At 67.9% G+C, this 16,438-nt stretch carries 16 protein-coding genes; 8 read left to right on the top strand and 8 right to left on the bottom strand.

Annotated elements, in window-relative coordinates:
- Nucleotides 1–11: 11 nt before the first annotated feature.
- From ACVCL3_RS08000 to ACVCL3_RS07985, 4 genes are all read right to left on the bottom strand, one after another.
- Nucleotides 12–2,537 (bottom strand): cation-translocating P-type ATPase, encoded by a 2,526-nt coding sequence (locus tag ACVCL3_RS08000; RefSeq protein WP_447100938.1) that lies wholly within the window; start codon nt 2,535–2,537, stop codon nt 12–14.
- Nucleotides 2,538–2,559: 22 nt separating this feature from the next.
- Complete coding sequence (locus tag ACVCL3_RS07995) at nt 2,560–2,997, bottom strand: universal stress protein (protein ID WP_395116436.1); 438 nt, start codon at nt 2,995–2,997, stop codon at nt 2,560–2,562.
- 25 nt (nt 2,998–3,022) lie between these two features.
- Nucleotides 3,023–3,784: a glucose 1-dehydrogenase gene (locus ACVCL3_RS07990; protein WP_447100937.1), complete on the bottom strand. Its 762-nt coding sequence runs from the start codon at nt 3,782–3,784 to the stop codon at nt 3,023–3,025.
- Nucleotides 3,785–3,892: 108 nt separating this feature from the next.
- Entirely contained in the window at nt 3,893–5,011 is a 1,119-nt protein-coding gene (locus ACVCL3_RS07985) for a PLP-dependent cysteine synthase family protein (protein WP_395116440.1), read from the bottom strand.
- 242 nt (nt 5,012–5,253) lie between these two features.
- Between ACVCL3_RS07985 and ACVCL3_RS07980 the strand changes: the two genes are divergently transcribed.
- Complete coding sequence (locus ACVCL3_RS07980; protein WP_395116442.1) at nt 5,254–5,691, top strand: CopD family copper resistance protein; 438 nt, start codon at nt 5,254–5,256, stop codon at nt 5,689–5,691.
- Between the two features lie 25 nt (nt 5,692–5,716).
- Nucleotides 5,717–6,217: a thiol peroxidase gene (gene tpx, locus ACVCL3_RS07975; protein ID WP_395116444.1), complete on the top strand. Its 501-nt coding sequence runs from the start codon at nt 5,717–5,719 to the stop codon at nt 6,215–6,217.
- Nucleotides 6,218–6,411: 194 nt separating this feature from the next.
- Here the strand turns inward: tpx and ACVCL3_RS07970 are convergent, their stop codons facing one another.
- A complete protein-coding gene (locus ACVCL3_RS07970; protein ID WP_395116446.1) occupies nt 6,412–6,819 on the bottom strand; it encodes a group III truncated hemoglobin in 408 nt (135 codons plus the stop codon).
- Nucleotides 6,820–6,907: 88 nt separating this feature from the next.
- Nucleotides 6,908–7,354, bottom strand: coding sequence for an azurin (gene azu / locus ACVCL3_RS07965; RefSeq protein ID WP_395116448.1), 447 nt, complete (start codon nt 7,352–7,354; stop codon nt 6,908–6,910).
- A 141-nt stretch (nt 7,355–7,495) separates the two neighbouring features.
- Between azu and fdxA the strand changes: the two genes are divergently transcribed.
- Complete coding sequence (fdxA, locus tag ACVCL3_RS07960; RefSeq protein ID WP_395121338.1) at nt 7,496–7,819, top strand: ferredoxin FdxA; 324 nt, start codon at nt 7,496–7,498, stop codon at nt 7,817–7,819.
- Nucleotides 7,820–8,006: 187 nt separating this feature from the next.
- Nucleotides 8,007–10,316: a nitric-oxide reductase large subunit gene (locus ACVCL3_RS07955; RefSeq protein ID WP_447100936.1), complete on the top strand. Its 2,310-nt coding sequence runs from the start codon at nt 8,007–8,009 to the stop codon at nt 10,314–10,316.
- Between the two features lie 71 nt (nt 10,317–10,387).
- Here ACVCL3_RS07955 and gap read toward each other — a convergent pair whose 3' ends face one another.
- Complete coding sequence (gap, locus tag ACVCL3_RS07950) at nt 10,388–11,389, bottom strand: type I glyceraldehyde-3-phosphate dehydrogenase (protein ID WP_447100935.1); 1,002 nt, start codon at nt 11,387–11,389, stop codon at nt 10,388–10,390.
- Nucleotides 11,390–11,561: 172 nt separating this feature from the next.
- On the opposite strand from gap, the gene ACVCL3_RS07945 reads away from it, so the two are divergent.
- From ACVCL3_RS07945 to ACVCL3_RS07930, 4 genes are all read left to right on the top strand, one after another.
- Nucleotides 11,562–12,392, top strand: a complete 831-nt coding sequence (locus ACVCL3_RS07945) for a S1/P1 nuclease (RefSeq protein WP_447100934.1) — start codon at nt 11,562–11,564, stop codon at nt 12,390–12,392.
- Nucleotides 12,393–12,437: 45 nt separating this feature from the next.
- On the top strand, nt 12,438–13,910 hold the full coding sequence (gene pyk, locus ACVCL3_RS07940; RefSeq protein ID WP_395116456.1) for a pyruvate kinase: 1,473 nt from the start codon (nt 12,438–12,440) through the stop codon (nt 13,908–13,910).
- 94 nt (nt 13,911–14,004) lie between these two features.
- Nucleotides 14,005–14,445: an energy transducer TonB gene (locus ACVCL3_RS07935; protein ID WP_395116458.1), complete on the top strand. Its 441-nt coding sequence runs from the start codon at nt 14,005–14,007 to the stop codon at nt 14,443–14,445.
- A gap of 155 nt (nt 14,446–14,600) precedes the next feature.
- Entirely contained in the window at nt 14,601–15,605 is a 1,005-nt protein-coding gene (locus tag ACVCL3_RS07930; protein WP_395116460.1) for a class I fructose-bisphosphate aldolase, read from the top strand.
- A 96-nt stretch (nt 15,606–15,701) separates the two neighbouring features.
- Here the strand turns inward: ACVCL3_RS07930 and ACVCL3_RS07925 are convergent, their stop codons facing one another.
- Nucleotides 15,702–16,280: an outer membrane protein gene (locus tag ACVCL3_RS07925; protein WP_447100933.1), complete on the bottom strand. Its 579-nt coding sequence runs from the start codon at nt 16,278–16,280 to the stop codon at nt 15,702–15,704.
- Nucleotides 16,281–16,438: the final 158 nt, after the last annotated feature.

Genomic DNA, 16,438 nt, shown 5'->3' with positions numbered 1-16,438 from the left:
AAGCGCCCGCTTCAGCGCACCGCTGCCTGGCGCAGCCTTCCGCGCGCCGTGCGACGCAGCAGTTCCAGCCAGGCAATGGTGGCGGCCAGCATGGCGGCACTGGCGAGCAGCATGGGGACGCCTGGTGCCGCCAGCCCCATCACGCCGCGGAAGAACGGCACGCCGATCACGCTCGCCAGCATCAGCGCCACGGCACCGAACATCCGCGGCAGCCAGGGGTTGCGCGCCGGCATGCGGCTCAGCGCCGGGCGGGACAGGTCGCGGTTGGCCAGGGTCAGCAGGAACAGCCCGACCACCAGCGCGACGAACACCGCGCTGCGGCAGGAGGCTGCGTCCAGGCCCTGGCCCAGCAGCAGGCCATAGCCGAGCAGCAGGATGCCGGCGAAGCCGAAGCCCTGGATCACCGCGTAGCGCAGGTTGGCGGCGGCGAACGGGGAGTCCGATGGCGCGCGCGGCGGCCGCTGCATGATGTCGTCGGCGGCGGGGTCGGCCTCGTACACCACCGAGCAGGCCGGGTCGATCAGCAGTTCCAGCAGCACGATGTGCACCGGCATCAGCAACACCGGCCAGTGCAGCAGGGTCGGCACCAGCGCCAGCGCGATGATCGGCATGTGCACGGCGAACACGAAGCGGGTGGCCTTGGTGATGTTGTCGTAGATGCGCCGGCCCTGGCGGATCGCGTTGACGATGCTGGCGAAGCTGTCGTCCAGCAGCACCAGCGCGGCCGCCTCGCGTGCCACGTCGGTGCCGCGCTCGCCCATCGCCACGCCGACGTCGGCGGCCTTCAGCGCGGGCGCGTCGTTGACGCCGTCGCCGGTCATCGCCACCACCTCGCCGCCTTCGCGCAGCAGCTGCACCAGGCGCAGTTTCTGCTCCGGCTTGAGCCGCGCGCACAGGTCGACGCAATGCAGGCGTTCGCGCAACGCGGCGTCGTCCAGTGCAGCCATTTCCACGCCGGTGATCACCTCGGCGCGCTCGCTCAAGCCCACCTCGCACGCGATCGCCCGCGCGGTGGCCGGGTGGTCGCCGGTCATCATGACGATGCGGATGCCGGCGCTGCGGCATTCGGCGATCGCCGCCGGCACTTCCGGCCGTGGCGGGTCGACGAAGCCGAGCAGGCCGAGGAAGCGGAAGTCGAAGTCGTGCTGGCTTTGCGGCCACGCTTCGCCGTGCCACTCGCCGCGGGCCACGCCGAGCACGCGCAGGCCGCGCTCGGCCATCCCCTCGACCTGGCGCAGGATGGCCGCCGCGTCAGTGGCGGCCAGATGGCACAGGTCGATCACCGCTTCCGGCGCGCCCTTGGTCGCCAGCAGGTGCGTGCCGCGCGCGTCGCCGCGGAACACGTGGGTCATCGCCAGGATCTCCGGCGACAGCGCGTACTCGAATTCCGGCGCCCACTCGGCGTGCACGTGCTCGGTATCGGTGAGCCAGTGCAGCCCGAACTGCTGGATCGCCTTCTCCATCGGGTCGAACGGGTCGGCCGGCGTCGCCAGCATGGCGAACTCGACCAGCGCATGAAACGGCTCGGGCAGCTCGTGCGCGTCCTGGTCGTGCGTGCTGCTGTCGATCAGGCGCATTTCGGCGACCTGCATGCGGTTCTGGGTCAGCGTGCCGGTCTTGTCCACCGCCAGTACCGAGATCGCGCCCAGCGCTTCCACCGCGGGCACGCGGCGCGTCAGCACCTTGTGCCTGGAGATCCGCCACGCGCCCAGCGCCAGGAACACGGTGAGGATCACCGGGATCTCTTCCGGCAGGATCGCCATGGTCAGCGCGATGCCGGCGAGCACGCTCTGGAGCAGGCCGTGGCCGTCCCACAGCCAGCCGAGCAACGCGTACGCTGCGGCCAGCAGCAGGCCGCCGACGGTGAGGTTGCGGATCAGCCGGCGCGAGGCCTGTTGCAGGCCGGACACCGGTTCGACGGTGTCAGCCAGCGCCTGACCGATGCGGCCGACTGCGGTGGCACTGGCGATGGCGCGGACCTCGGCGACACCGACGCCCTTGGTCGCCACGGTGCTGGCGAACAGCTGGCCGGTATCCTCGCCGGGGAGCTTGGTGACCGGCACCGCCTCGCCGGTGAGCAGCGATTCGTTGACGTCGAGATGGCCGTCCAGCAGCACCGCGTCGGCGGCGATGCGATCGCCCTCGTGCAGCACCAGCAAGTCGCCCACCACCACTTCGCGGCCGGGAATGCGCTTTTCCTCGCCGCCGCGGATCACCAGCGCGCGCGGTGCGGACAGCTCGCGCAACGACTCCAGCGCCCGCTGGGTCTTGCGCTCCTGCGCCAGCGTGATGCCGATCACCACGAACACGAACGACAGCAGGAACGCTGCCTCGGCGCGGTCGCCCAACGCCAGATACAGGCCGCCGGCAACCAGCAGCATCAGGAACATCGGCTCGGTCAGCACGCCGCCGACGATCGCGAGCATGCTCCTGGGGGCGCTGCCCGGCAGCAGGTTCGGGCCGTGTGCCGCCAATCGGCGCGCCGCCTCGGCCGGGTCGAGGCCGCGGCGGGCGGGCGGCGCTGTCTTCCCGTTCACGCCGCGGCCCGCCGGCCGTTGCTCAACGGCAAACCAGCACCGGCACGTCGCCGTTCAAGATCACCTTGTGCGTCTCGCTGCCCAGCAACAGCCGGTCGAAGCCGCGCCAGCCGTGCGAGGCCATCACGATCAGGTCGCACTGCTGCTTGCGCGCGGCGCCGACGATGGCCGAGTAGGGACGCGCATCGATTTCGTGGCTGCCTTCGCAGGCAACGCCGGCGGCCTGCGCCCGCCCGCGCACGTCGGCCAGGTAGCGTTCGGCGTTGGCGATCGCCTCGCGGGTATAGCCCGGCTCGTTGGCCACGACGAACTCGGCGAAGTAGACCGAGGCGGGGAAGGGCGCGATGACGTGGAATGCGTATACGCGGGCGCCGAGTCTGGCAGCCAGTTCGATACCGGTGTCGACCGCCCGCAGCGACAGCTCGGACCCGTCGGTGGGCAGCAAAATGTGCTTGAACATGGTGGAGTCCTCCAGCAGTGGATGGTCAGTGGCAGGTGTAGCCGCCGTCGATGACCAGCTCGCTGCCGGTCACGAATTTCGATTCGTCGGACGCCAGGTAGACCACGCCCCAGGCGATGTCGTCCGGCTCGCCCATGTGGCCCAGCGGGTGCAGCGCGCCGACCTCGCGCCGGTGTTCGGCCGGGTCGCCGCCCATCGAGGCGATGTGCTGCTCCACCATCGGCGTCCAGATGAAGCCGGGATGGATCGAGTTGACCCGGATGCGGTCGGCAGCGTACAGCATCGCGTCGGTCTTGCTCATCAGCCGCACCGCGCCCTTGGACGCGTGGTAGGGCGGTGAATCCGGCGCGCCGACCAGGCCGTAGATCGACGACAGGTTGATGATGCTGCCGCCGCCGGCCGCGCGCAGCGGCGCGATCGCGTGCTTGGTGCAGAAGAACACGCCCTTCACGTTGATCGCCTGCACCCGGTCCCACTCGGCTTCGGTGATTTCGTGAGTCGGCTTGTTCGCGCCGGCGATGCCGGCGTTGTTGACCAGGACGTCCAGACGTCCAAACGCCGCGACCGTGCCGGCTATCGCCGCGGCCACCTCGGCCTCTACCGCCACGTCGGCGTGGAAATAGCGCGCGCCCTCGCCGAGTTCCGCGGCCAGCTGCTGGCCCGGCCCGTCCTGCATGTCGACCAGCGCCACTTTCGCGCCGGCTTCCAGCAGCCGGCGCGCGCAGGCGGCGCCGATGCCCACGGCGGCGCCGGTCACCAGTGCCACCTTGCCGCTCAGTCTGCCCATCGCCGTGTCTCCCGTGAAATATGGAAGCCAGCATGGGCCGGCTGCGGGTGGCCGGTGTTGACCATGGTCAAATCGGCCCGGCGGTGCCTGCGGCGGATTGGCGCGGCGTCAGGCGGAGGCTGTCCGGCGCAGCGGCGCGCAGCCGGTCTCGATGCTGTGGCGCAGCGACGCCTCGCTGTGCGAGCGGTCGATGCCGTGCGCGGTCAACCAGTGCGGGTCGAACAGGGTTTCGGCGTAGCGCTCGCCGCGATCGCACAGCAGGCTGACGATGCTGCCGCGCTGGCCTTCGGCGCGCATCGTGGCCGCCAGGGTCAGGCAGGCGACGAAGTTGGTGCCCGAGGAGCCGCCGTAGCGATGCCCGAACAGCTCGCCGAGCAGCCACGCGCCGGCGATGGAGGCTTCGTCCGGCACGCCGATCACGTGGTCCACCACCTCGAACACGAAGCCCGGCTCGACCCGCGGCCGGCCGATGCCTTCGATCAGGGTGGGGCGGCTGGCCACGGCGCTGCGGTCGTTGCTTTGCCAGCCGCACACGAAACCGCTGCCGACGGGGTCGGCGATGCACAGCCGGGTGTGCAGGCGGCGATAGCGCAGGTAGCGGCCGATGGTGGCCGAGGTGCCGCCGGTGCCCGCACCGCAGACGATCCAGTGCGGCTCGGGCGAGCGCTCACGGGCGAGCTGGCCGATGATCGACTCGGCGATGTTGTTGTTGCCGCGCCAGTCGGTGGCGCGCTCGGCCAGGCCGAACTGATCCAGGTGACAGGCGCCGCGCGCCGCGTGCTCGGCGGCGCGCGCATGCACCTTGGCGGGGTCGTCCACCAGGTCGACCTCGCCGCCCAGCGCCTGCACGTCGCGGATTTTCCCCGGCGCGGTGCACGCCGGCATCACCGCGACGAAACGCAGGCCGAGCAGGCGCGCGAACCAGGCCTCGGAGATCGCGGTGCTGCCGGAGGAGGCGTCGACCACCGTCTGGTCCGGGCCGAGCCGGCCGTTGCACAGCGCGTACAGGTACAGCGAGCGCGCCAGCCGGTGCTTGAGGCTGCCGCTGGGATGGCTCGCCTCGTCCTTGAAGTAGAAGTCGATGCCGTGGAAGCCGGGGAAGTTGAGTTTCAGCAGGTGCGTGTCGGCCGAGCGCGCGGCTTCCTGGGCCAGACATTCGAGTGCTTCGTGGACCCAGCGCCGCCCGGTGTGGCGCAACGGATGGATGAGCGGGACGACACTGTTCACGCGGAGCCTCGACTTGCCATGGGTGGCGAAAGAACGCGAATGCCGACAATCGGCAGGGGACATGCTCGCGGCGGCGCGCGGCGGCGGCCCTGATGCAGGTCAACCGCGATGGCGGCGACGCGGGGCGGATTGTCACAGACCGGTGCAGCGGCTGCGCCGCCGGCACCGGTTGATGCAGGTCATGGCCGGCGCCGCCTGGGCGGCGGATGCTGGGCGTTGGTTCTTTCTCATGGCCAACGCGCATGCTTGCCTGGTATCCGTGGATCGTCCTGCTGCACCTGGCCTGCGCCATCGTGTTCGTCGGTGCGGTGGCGTTCGAGGTGATCGTGGTGGAGTCGCTGCACAAGCACTTCGACATCGTCACCATGCAGCGCATCGAGCAGGCGGTGATGGCGCGGGTACGGCGCTACATGCCGGTGGTGGTAGTGCTGCTGTTCGCCAGCGGTTTCATGCTGTTCGACATCCGCTGCGACGGCTTTGCCTGCGTCGGCTCGCGCTTCGGCAACTGGCTGCTGCTCAAGGTGGTACTGGCGTTTGGCGTACTGGGCGTGTTCGTCAACGCGATGTGGGCCATGCGCCACGGGAAGATGGACGTCTGCCGGTTCAAGCACACCCACCGCATCGTGCTGGCGCTGATGGTCGGCATCGTGTTTCTGGCCAAGACCATGTTCTACTTGTAGCCTTTCACAAAGCAGGAGTCGCACCATGTCCACAGTTACCCTCCACGGCAAGCCGGTTCGCGTCGACGGCAGCTTTCCCGCGGTCGGCGCGGCCGCACCGGCGTTTTCGCTGGTGGCGGGCGACCTTTCCGACGCCGGGCTGTCGCGTTTCGCCGGCAAGCGCAAGGTGCTCAACATCTTCCCCAGCGTCGACACGCCGACCTGCGCGGCCTCGGTGCGCCACTTCAACGAGGCCGCGGGCAAGCTCGACAACACCGTGGTGCTGTGCATTTCCGCCGACCTGCCGTTTGCGCAGAAGCGGTTCTGCGGCGCGGAAGGGCTGGACCAGGTGGTCAACCTGTCGATGATGCGCGGCCGCGCATTCCTCGCCGATTACGGCGTGGCGATCGCCGACGGCCCGCTGGCCGGCCTTGCCGCCCGGGCAGTGGTGGTGCTGGACGAGCACGACAAGGTGCTGCACACCGAGCTGGTGGGCGAGATCGGCGACGAGCCGGATTACGCCGCCGCGCTGAAAGCGCTGGGCTGAGCAGGACTTTCGCTTGCCTGTGAGTAGGGCGGGCACTGCCCGCCGAGGCTGGCCGCGCATCTTGTCGAAGAGCCGGCGGGCAATGCCCGCCCTACGCTGAATGCTGTAGCGCACCCTGTGCGCGATGCTCCTGGTAGACGTCGCGCAGAGGGTGCGCTCCTGCAATGGCCTTGCGCGAATCGGGGTGTGGCCGATCAGCGATGGATGCCGATCACAGGCACACCGAACGGCTTCGCTTCGGGATGCAGGCCCAGGCCGTACTTCAAACTGCGGCCGATGCGCTGGGCGTACTCCAGCATGTGCTCGGCGTGGACCGGATCGAGTTCCTCGCCGCAGGTTTCACGCCACAGTGCCAGCCAGCGATCGAAATGCTCGGCGCGGATCGGGTGCGGGCGGTGTGCTGCCATCGGGTTGCCGCGATAGCTGCCCGCACGCAGCGCCACCGAACACCAGAACGAGGTCAGCAGGCGCTTGTGCTCGTCCCAGTCGTGCACGGCTGCATTGAACACCGGGCCGATCTCCGGATCGCGCCGCACCTTCTCGTAGAAGTGGTCGACCAGCGTGGCGATGGCGGTTTCGTTGAAGGGCTCGGCTGGGCTCATGTCGGGGCAGGGTGCACGAAACGGACGCATGACGCAGAAAAGGCGCACCCGGCCATCTCGGCCGGGCGCGCTGCCGTTGCGGCAAAGCTTACTTGCCGAGGCTCAGCGTGCCCTTCATCAGGGCGGCATGGCCGGGGAAGGTGCAGAAGAACGCGTACTGCTCGCCGGCCTTGAGCTTGGCCACGTTGATCGTGGCGGTGTCGCTCTCGCCGGCGCCGATCAGCTTGGTGTGGGCGATGATACGGCTGTCACCGGGCTTCTCGTAGCTGTTGGCCGCGCCGGCCTTCATGCCGTCGGCGACCACGCCGGCTTCATCCGAGGCGTGCGACAGCACCCAGTTGTGGCCCATCGCGGTGACCGGCAGCTTGCCGGTGTGCTTGAGCGTGACCTTGAAGGTCTTGCAGGTACTCGGCACGGTGATGGTCTTCTTGTTGAACTGCATCGCATCGCTGCCCTCGATGGTGGTGGCGCACTCGGCAGCCATCAGCGGAGTGGAGAGCAGCCCGAGCAGGGCAACGGCAATCAGTTTGCGCATGGTGTCGCTCCTTGGGGAAGATGAGGAATCGGAAGGATTCTGCGTGGGCGGCGACCGTGGCACACTGATCTGGATCATGGTCACGGCAGCAGTTGCCGCGGACACTGTAGTTACCGCGGCGAGGCTGCGGAAGGAGGCATGATGACGCACGTCGTCACCGACAACTGCATCAACTGCAAGCACACCGACTGCGTCGAGGTGTGCCCGGTCGATTGCTTCCACGCCGGGCCCAATTTCCTGGTGATCGATCCCGACGAATGCATCGACTGCACGTTGTGCGTGGAGGAGTGTCCGGTCGGCGCGATCTTCCCCGAGCTCGACGTACCGGCCGGGCAGGAGATCTACATGTCGATCAATGCGGAGCTGGCGAAGGAATGGCCGGTGCTGACCAGCAAGATCCCGTCGATGGAAGACGCCGACAAGTGGGACGGCGTACCGAACAAGCTGCCGCTGCTCAAGCGCTGAGTCCACCCGGCACGTCGCCCTGCTGCGGGGGAGCAAAAAGGTTTATGGTAGGCGGGCGATGCGTTGACGGGGGAACCAGAACCACCGCATCGATCCGCGCGAGCCGGTTCGACACGCAGGGCGGGAGCGTTTCGCCGCCTGGTTGCGCCACAGGCTTGCGCGCACTCATCTTGCCGGAGGAGCGACGATGAACGAGGCAGCGCAACCCTTGACCGACGACGATACCGAACTGTCACCATGGTGGCTGCGAACGGTGGCGATCGTGCTGGTGTTCGGCTTTGCCGGATTGCTGGCGATCACCTCGCTGGCCTATCGCAACGCGCCACCGATTCCCGCGCAGGTGGTCGATGCCCAGGGCACGGCCCTGTTCAGCGGTGACGACATCCGCGACGGCCAGGCGGTCTTTCTCAAATACGGCCTGATGGACAACGGCAGCATCTGGGGACATGGCGCGTACCTCGGGCCGGATTACTCCGCCGAGGCACTGCACCGGCTGGGCGTGGACACCGCGGCGGCGATCGCCGGCAAGCAGTACGGCAAGCCTCCGGGCGAGCTGGATGCCCAGCAACTGGCGGCGGTGCGTGGGCAAACGGCGGTGGTCCTGAAGACCAACCGCTACGATGCGCAAACCGGCGTGCTGCAGCTGACCGATGCCGAAGCCGTCGCCTACCGGCAGCAGATCGGCTACTGGACGGACTATTTCAAGGACCCGACGAAAAACGGGGGACTCAAGCCGGGCCTGATCAGCGATCCGGTGGAGTTGCACCAGTTCACCGCCTTCGTGACCTGGGCGGCGTGGGCCTCGGTGGCGACGCGGCCGGGCACGGAGGCGTCGTATACCAACAACTTCCCCTACGACCCCAGCGTCGGCAACGTGGCCACCGGCAGTGCCTTGCTGTGGAGCGCGCTGAGCCTGCTGGTGCTGCTGGCCGGCATCGCGACCGTGCTGCTGGCGTTCGGCAAGTTCGACTACCTGGGCTGGATCAGCCGCGGCCACCACGTGCACCCGCAGCTGTTGCCGGGGCAGGTCGGCGCGGGCCAGCGGGCGCTGATGAAGTTCTTCGTGGTGGTGGCCTTGCTGTTCCTGATGCAGACCCTGGTCGGCGGCGGCGTGGCCCACTTCCGCGCCGACCCGGGCAGTTTCTACGGCTTCCAGCTGGAGAACATCTTTCCCAGCAACCTGCTGCGCACCTGGCATCTGCAGACGGCGATCTTCTGGATCGCCACCGCGTATGTCGCCGCCGCCCTGTTCCTCGGCCGCTCGCTGCGTGCGCCGGATGACGAGCCGCGCTGGCTCGCCGGCTGGGTGCACCTGCTGTTTGCCGCCTTCGTGGTGGTGATCGGCGGCAGCCTGCTCGGCGTGTGGGCCGGCATCGAACAGAAGCTGGGCCATCTGTGGTTCTGGTTCGGCGACCAGGGCTGGGAGTACCTGGAACTGGGCCGGTTCTGGCAGTACCTGCTGGTGGTCGGCCTGCTGGCCTGGTTCGTCATCCTGTGGATGCTGGCACGCCCGCGTGCGGTGGCCAACGAGGCGGCACGCCCGCTGGCGAAGATGTTCATGTTCGCGGCCGTCGCCATTCCGGTGTTCTACGTGCCGGCGCTGTTCTTCGGCGCGAAGACCAACTACACGGTGGTCGATACCTGGCGCTTCTGGATCATCCACCTGTGGGTGGAAGGCTTCTTCGAGTTCTTCGCCACCACGGTGGTGGCGCTGACCTTCTACCAACTGGGCCTGACCCGACGCAACGTGGCGCTGCGGGTGATCTACCTGGATGCGATCCTGTATTTCCTCGGCGGCCTGATCGGCACCGGGCACCACTGGTACTTCACCGGCCACACGAACTTCAACATGGCCTTGTCGGCCCTGTTCTCGGTGCTCGAGGTGGTGCCGTTGACCCTGCTGACGCTGGATGCCTGGGATTTCGTGCGTACCACCCGCGGCGACTGCGCCGTGTGCGGCAAGTCGGTCAGGGTGCCGCACAAGTGGACGTTCTACTTCCTGATGGCGGTGGGCTTCTGGAACTTCGTCGGCGCGGGCATGTTCGGCTTCTTCCTCAACCTGCCGATCGTCAGCTACTACGAAGTGGGCACCCAGGTCACGCCGACCCATGGCCATGCGGCACTGATGGGCGTGTTCGGCATGCTGGCGATCGCGCTGATGGTGTTCTGCCTGCGCCAGGTCAGCAGCGACGCGCGCTGGCCGGGCATCGAGAAGTACGTCAAGGTGGCCTTCTGGGGGACCAATATCGGCCTGATGCTGATGATCCTGATGAGCCTGTTCCCCAGCGGGGTGATGCAGCTGTGGGACGTGGTCGAGCACGGCTACTGGCACGCGCGCAGCGTGGAGTACATGGCCACGTCGCGTTCGCACCTGGTGGAGTGGCTGCGCCTGCCCGGCGACCTGATCTTCATCGGCTTCGGCGCGATTCCGCTGGTGATCGCCTCGGTCAAGGGCTGGCTCGGCGTGCGGGCGGACGCCCGGGCACAAGCGCGCTGAGCCGCCGCCGCACATGAAAAAGCCCGCGCCGACGATGTCGGCGCGGGCCTCGCGGATCGCGTGGGAGGCGACTACTTCGCGACGACGCGCACCATCTCCAGGCACTTGTTGGAGTAGCCCCACTCGTTGTCGTACCAGCTGACCAGCTTGACGAAGCTGTCGTCCAGCGCGATGCCGGCGTCGGCGTCGAAGATCGAGGTGCGCGCGTCGCCGCGGAAATCGGTGGCCACCACCTTCTCCTCGGTGTAGCCCAGGATGCCCTTCAGCGCGCCTTCGCTCTGCGCCTTCATCTCGGCCTTGATTTCCTCGTAGGTCGCCGGCTTCTCCAGCTCCACCGTGAGATCGACCACCGACACGTCGGAGGTCGGCACGCGGAAGCTCATGCCGGTGAGCTTCTTGTTGAGCTCGGGGATCACCACGCCGACCGCCTTGGCCGCGCCGGTGGACGACGGGATGATGTTCTCCAGGATGCCGCGGCCGCCGCGCCAGTCCTTGTTGCTCGGGCCGTCGACGGTCTTCTGCGTCGCGGTGGCGGCGTGCACGGTGGTCATCAGGCCGCGCTTGATGCCCCATTTGTCGTTGAGCACCTTGGCCACCGGCGCCAGGCAGTTGGTGGTGCAGCTGGCGTTGGAGATGATCGCTTCGCCCTTGTAGGTCTTGTCGTTGACGCCGTAGACGAACATCGGCGTGGCGTCCTTCGACGGCGCGGACAGGATCACCTTCTTCGCGCCGGCGTCGATGTGTTTCTGCGCCGATTCCTTGGTCAGGAACAGGCCGGTGGATTCGATCACCACTTCGGCGTTCACCTCGTTCCACTTCAGGTTGGCCGGGTCGCGCTCCCGGGTCAGGCGGATGCGCTTGCCGTTGACCACCAGGTGGTTGCCGTCGACCTCCACGTCGCCATCGAAGCGGCCGTGCACGGAGTCGTGCTTCAGCATGTAGGCCAGGTAATCGGGCTCCAGCAGGTCGTTGATCGCCACGATCTCGATGTCGTTGCCGAAGTTCTCCACGGCGGCGCGCAGCACGTTGCGACCGATGCGGCCGAAGCCGTTGATGCCGACCTTGATGGTCATGAGGGAACGTCCTCCTGAAGGATGCCGCGAGCGCGGCGGAAAGAACGCCGATTTTACCGCCATTTCCGGGTGCCTGCCTGCCCCGCGGGCCGTGGTGCGCGCCGGCGGCGGCAAAAAGCCGCAGTGCTCTGTGGCAGACTGCGGCGATCCCTCCCTTGCCGGAATGACTCGCATGAGCTTCGCCCGTCGCGCCACCACCGCCGTGCTCGCCTGCCTGCTGGTTACGCCGGCGCTGGCGTGGGGGCCGCTCGGCCACAGCGTGGTCGCCGAGCTGGCGCAGCGGCACTTGAGCCCCGCTGCGGAAGCCGAGGTCCAGCGCCTGCTGGCGCCGGAGCATACCGATTCGCTGGGCGACGTCGCCAACTGGGCCGACCAGATGCAGGACGATCCGGCCATGGCGAATCTGTGGAGGCAGACACGCAGCCAGCACTACATCAATTTCCGCGGTGGCCCCTCGTGCGACTACGTGCCGCCGCGCGATTGCCGCGACGGTCGCTGCGTGGTGGCGACGCTGCAGTACTACGTGGGTGTGCTGGGCGACCGCAGCAAGCCGGACGCCGTGCGCCGCCAGGCGCTGAAGTTCGTGGTGCATTTCGTCGGCGACGTCCACCAGCCCTTGCATGCCGGCTATCGCGAGGACAAGGGCGGCAACACCTATCAGGTGCAGTTCGACGGCAAGGGCAGCAACCTGCACCGGGTGTGGGACTCCGGCATGCTCTACACCCGTGGTCTGGACTGGCAGCAGTACGCGCAGCGCCTGGATTCGGCGGTGCCGGTGCCGTTGCCGGCGCCGAGTGCGCCGCTGGACAACCCCTACGCGCAGTGGGCGCAGGAGTCGTGCCGGATCACCGCCGAGGCCGGCTTCTACCCCGTCGGCCACAAGATCACCCCGGGCTACGTGTCGACCTGGCTGCCTGTGGCCGACCGCCGCCTGCGCGAAGCCGGCCGTCGCCTCGCGCAAGTGCTCAACCTGGCGCTCGGCGCCGGTTCCGCTGCGCGTTGAGCGTGGACCGGCGGCGCGGCGTGACGATTCTGCTAGGCTCAGCTGATGCTCATTTCCAAAATCCGCCGCACCAAGATCGTCGCCACCCTCGGCCCGGCCACTGACGCACCGGGCGCGCTGCGCAAGCTCATCGACGAAGGCGTCGACGTCGTGCGCCTCAACCTCTCGCACGGCGCGCCCGATGATCACCGCGCCCGCGCGCGGGCGGTGCGCGAAGCGGCCGAGGCTGCGGGCCGCGAGGTCGGCGTGCTGGCCGATCTGCAGGGGCCGAAGATCCGCATCGAGACCTTCGCCGACGGCCCGGTGCAGCTGGTCGAAGGTGCCAGCTTCGTGCTCGATTGCCGCCCCGGCGTGCCGCCCGGCGACGCCACCCGCGTGGGCGTGAGCTATTACGGCTTGCCCGATGACGTGAGCGCCGGTGACGTGCTGTTGCTGGACGACGGCCTGGTGGGGCTCACCGTGCGCGAGGTGGTCGGCAGCGAAGTGCGCTGCGAGGTGCTGGTGGCCGGCAAGCTGTCCAACCGCAAGGGGCTCAACCGGCAGGGCGGCGGGCTTTCCGTCGACGCGCTGTCGGACAAGGACAAGGCGGACATCCAGCTGGCCGCCGAGATCGGCGCGGATTTCCTCGCCGTGTCCTTCGTGCGTTCGGCCGACGACATGCACCAGGCCCGCCGCCTGCTCAAGCTGGCCGGCGGGCGTGCCGCGCTGGTGGCCAAGATCGAGCGCGCCGACGCCATCCCGGTACTGGGCGAGATCATCGACGCCTCCGACGTGGTGATGGTGGCGCGCGGCGACCTGGGCGTGGAGATCGGCGATGCCGAGCTGCCCGGCCTGCAGAAGAAGATCATCCGCGAGGCAGTGCAGCGCAATCGCGCGGTGATCACCGCCACCCAGATGCTGCAGTCGATGGTGCGCTCGCCGATCCCGACCCGCGCCGAAGTGCTCGACGTGGCCAATGCCGTGATCGACGGCACCGATGCGGTGATGCTGTCGGAGGAAACCGCCGCCGGCGCGCATCCGGACAAGGCGGTGGCCGCGATGACGCGGATCTGCCTCGGCGCCGAGCGCCAGTTCGAGCCCAAGGACGACCTCTCCGCCGGCGGCCACCGGCTCGACCGCACCGACCAGGCGATCGCGCTGGCCGCGATGATGCTGGCCGGCCAGCTCGGCGTACGGGCGATCGTGGCACTGACCGAATCCGGCGCCACCGCGCAATGGCTGTCGCGCTACCGCAGCGCGGTGCCGATCTACGGCATGTCGCCGTCGGCCTCCGCACGGCGGCGCATGCAGCTGCTGCGCGACGTGCAGCCGGTGGAGTTCAGCCACGGCGAGAAGCAGAGCATGGCCGCTTCCACCCGCGCCGCGGTGCGCCTGCTGTTCGAACAGGACAGGCTGGTCCAGGGTGACAGCGTGGTGATCACCTACGGCGACCGCGTCGGCCACGTCGGCGGCACCAACACGCTGAAGCTGCTCGCGGTCGGCCCCGACGGCACCATCGACAGCCTGCGCGACCTGTGAAGCCTGAACCGGCCGCGTCGCCGCGACATCGTTGACGCTGGCGCGGCGTGCAGGCAGCTACACTGTGGCCATCGACACGTTGCCGGAGCCTGCCATGAACATCCCGTTTTCCTCCGTGTGCCGCGGCGTGCTGTTCGCGCTCGCCCTGGGCGCCGCAGCGCCGGTGCTGGCGCAGACGGTCAAGATCGACCAGCAGGACTTGTACCGCTACTGGATCCTGCTCAACACCCAGGTGCAGATGGATGCGCCCAACAGCGGCCTCAACCTGGACAAGCCCGGTTGCGTGGCGGTGACCTACACCATCGGTTCCGATGGCGTGCCGATGGACGTGCAGGTGGCCAAGGTGGAGCCGAAGAGCGACCTCGGCCCGATGGCGCGCAGCGCAGTGGCCAATTTCCGCTACGGCCCGTCGCTGAACAACAACATCCACCAGCCGGTGGCCACGTATTACATCGTGGTGTTCAACGGTCCCAAGGACCCGGCCGCGCGCGCCCAGCTGATGGCCCCGTGCAAGCTGCCCGGCTACCCGGCCTGAGCTGAGCCGGCAGTGCCTGCGGGGTGCGGCGTCGTTTCGGCCCGTCGTGGCCCGGATCTGGCCTATAATCGACGTTTTTCACCATGCCGCTTCGTTCTCGAGGCGGCGCCCACCATGGGTGGCCGGGCATCGCCCCCACCATCGCGGAGTCACCAATGAGCATTGAAGATCTCGAAAGCGTCGCCCTGGCGATGGTTGCGCCCGGCAAGGGCATCATCGCGATCGACGAGTCGACCAACACCATCCGCAAGCGCTTCGAGGCCGTCGGCATCGAGAACACCGAGGAGAACCGGCGCGCCTACCGCGAGTTGCTGCTGACCACGCCGGGCCTGTCCGAGCACATCTCCGGCGCGATCCTGTTCGACGAGACGATCCGCCAGTCCACCAAGGACGGCGTGCCGTTCACCCAGGTGATGAAGAAGAACGGCATCATCCCCGGCATCAAGGTCGACAAGGGCCCGCAGCCGCTGGCCGGTTTCCCCGGCGACGTGGTCACCGAAGGCCTCGACGGCCTGCGCGAACGCCTGCAGGAATACGCGAAGCTGGGCGCCCAGTTCGCCAAGTGGCGCGCGGTGATCAACATCTCCGAGGAAAACCCCAGCTCCACCGCGATCGAGGCGAACTGCCACGTGCTGGCTCGTTACGCCGCGCTGTGCCAGGAGGCCGGCCTGGTGCCGATGGTCGAGCCCGAAGTGATCATGGACGGCGACCACACCATCGAAGTCAGCTACGAAGTGCACGAAGCCGTGCTGCGCAGCCTGTTCAATGCGCTGTACGAGCAGAACGTGATGCTGGAAGGCACCATCCTGAAGGTCAGCATGGTCATCCCCGGCAAGGATTGCGAGGAGCAGGCCGAGATCGGTGAAGTAGCCGAGGCCACCGTGCGCGTGCTCAAGTCCACCGTGCCGGCAGCGCTGCCGGGCATCGTGTTCCTTTCCGGTGGCCAGAGCGACCAGCAGTCCACTGCACACCTCAACGCGATGAACCAGATCGGCCCGCACCCGTGGCCGCTGTCGTTCTCCTACGGCCGCGCGATGCAGCAGGCCGCGCTGCAGTTGTGGTCGAAGGACCTGAAGGGCAATGTCGCCGACGCGCAGAAGATCGTTCACGCCCGCGCCAGGGACAATGGCCTGGCGGCGCTGGGGCAGTGGAACGGCTGATTGCCTTTCAGGCGGGGAATAGGGAATAGGGAACAGGGAATCGGCAGAGAAGAAAAGGGCGCCTTGCGGCGCCCTTTTTGCGTCACGCGATGGAGTTCAGAAGCGGTACTCGGCGCTCACCGTGTAGATGCGGTTGCCGATGTCCAGGCCCTGCTTGGAGATGCTGTAGTAATCGAAGTTGGCGCCGATGCTCCAGCTCTTGTTGATGTCGTAGCCGGTGCCGACGCCGGCATACCAGCCCAGCGACTGCCTGCTGGCCTTCTCGTTGAACGAGTTGGCCGGATCGCTGGACTGCGCCGTGCCGTGCAGCTTCCACACGAAGGCGCCGCCGCGCGCGGAGATGTACCAGGCGTCGGTCGGGTTGAAGTGACCGTTGATGCCTGCGGTCCAGCCGTCACCCGAGAGTTTGGCGTAGGTGGTGCCATCGCGGCTGCTGATGCTGCCGAGGTCGGTGTAGCCCGCCTCGAAGCCGATGAACTGGGTGCGGTAGCCGGCGTTGAGAATGACGGCCGTGCCGTGTTCGCTGCCGAGGTCGTAGTTGTCCAACGTGGCGTGGTAGCTCACGCGACCGGCGCCGAGGTTGACGAAACCGCCGGTGAGATCCTTTGCCTGCACGCTGGCCGTGGCCAACGTCGCACCGGCCAGAGCGGCCAGCGTCAAGAGTGAGTTTTTCATTTGAAATCCCCTGTTGTGGTGTTTCCCGATCTTTCCTGTCGCAGTCCTGCGCGTCGGGACGCAAGGCGCCAACCACGTATTTTATATGTGGCGCAGTTCGCATAAAGAAAGAGAGCGCCCTCAGGCGCCCTCTTCTTGTAGGTGAACATCCCGACGCG

The organism is Rhodanobacter sp. UC4437_H4 (assembly GCF_052978425.1).
The sequence above is the reverse complement of the archived record's forward strand: the minus strand, read 5'-3'. Positions and strand labels throughout refer to the sequence as shown.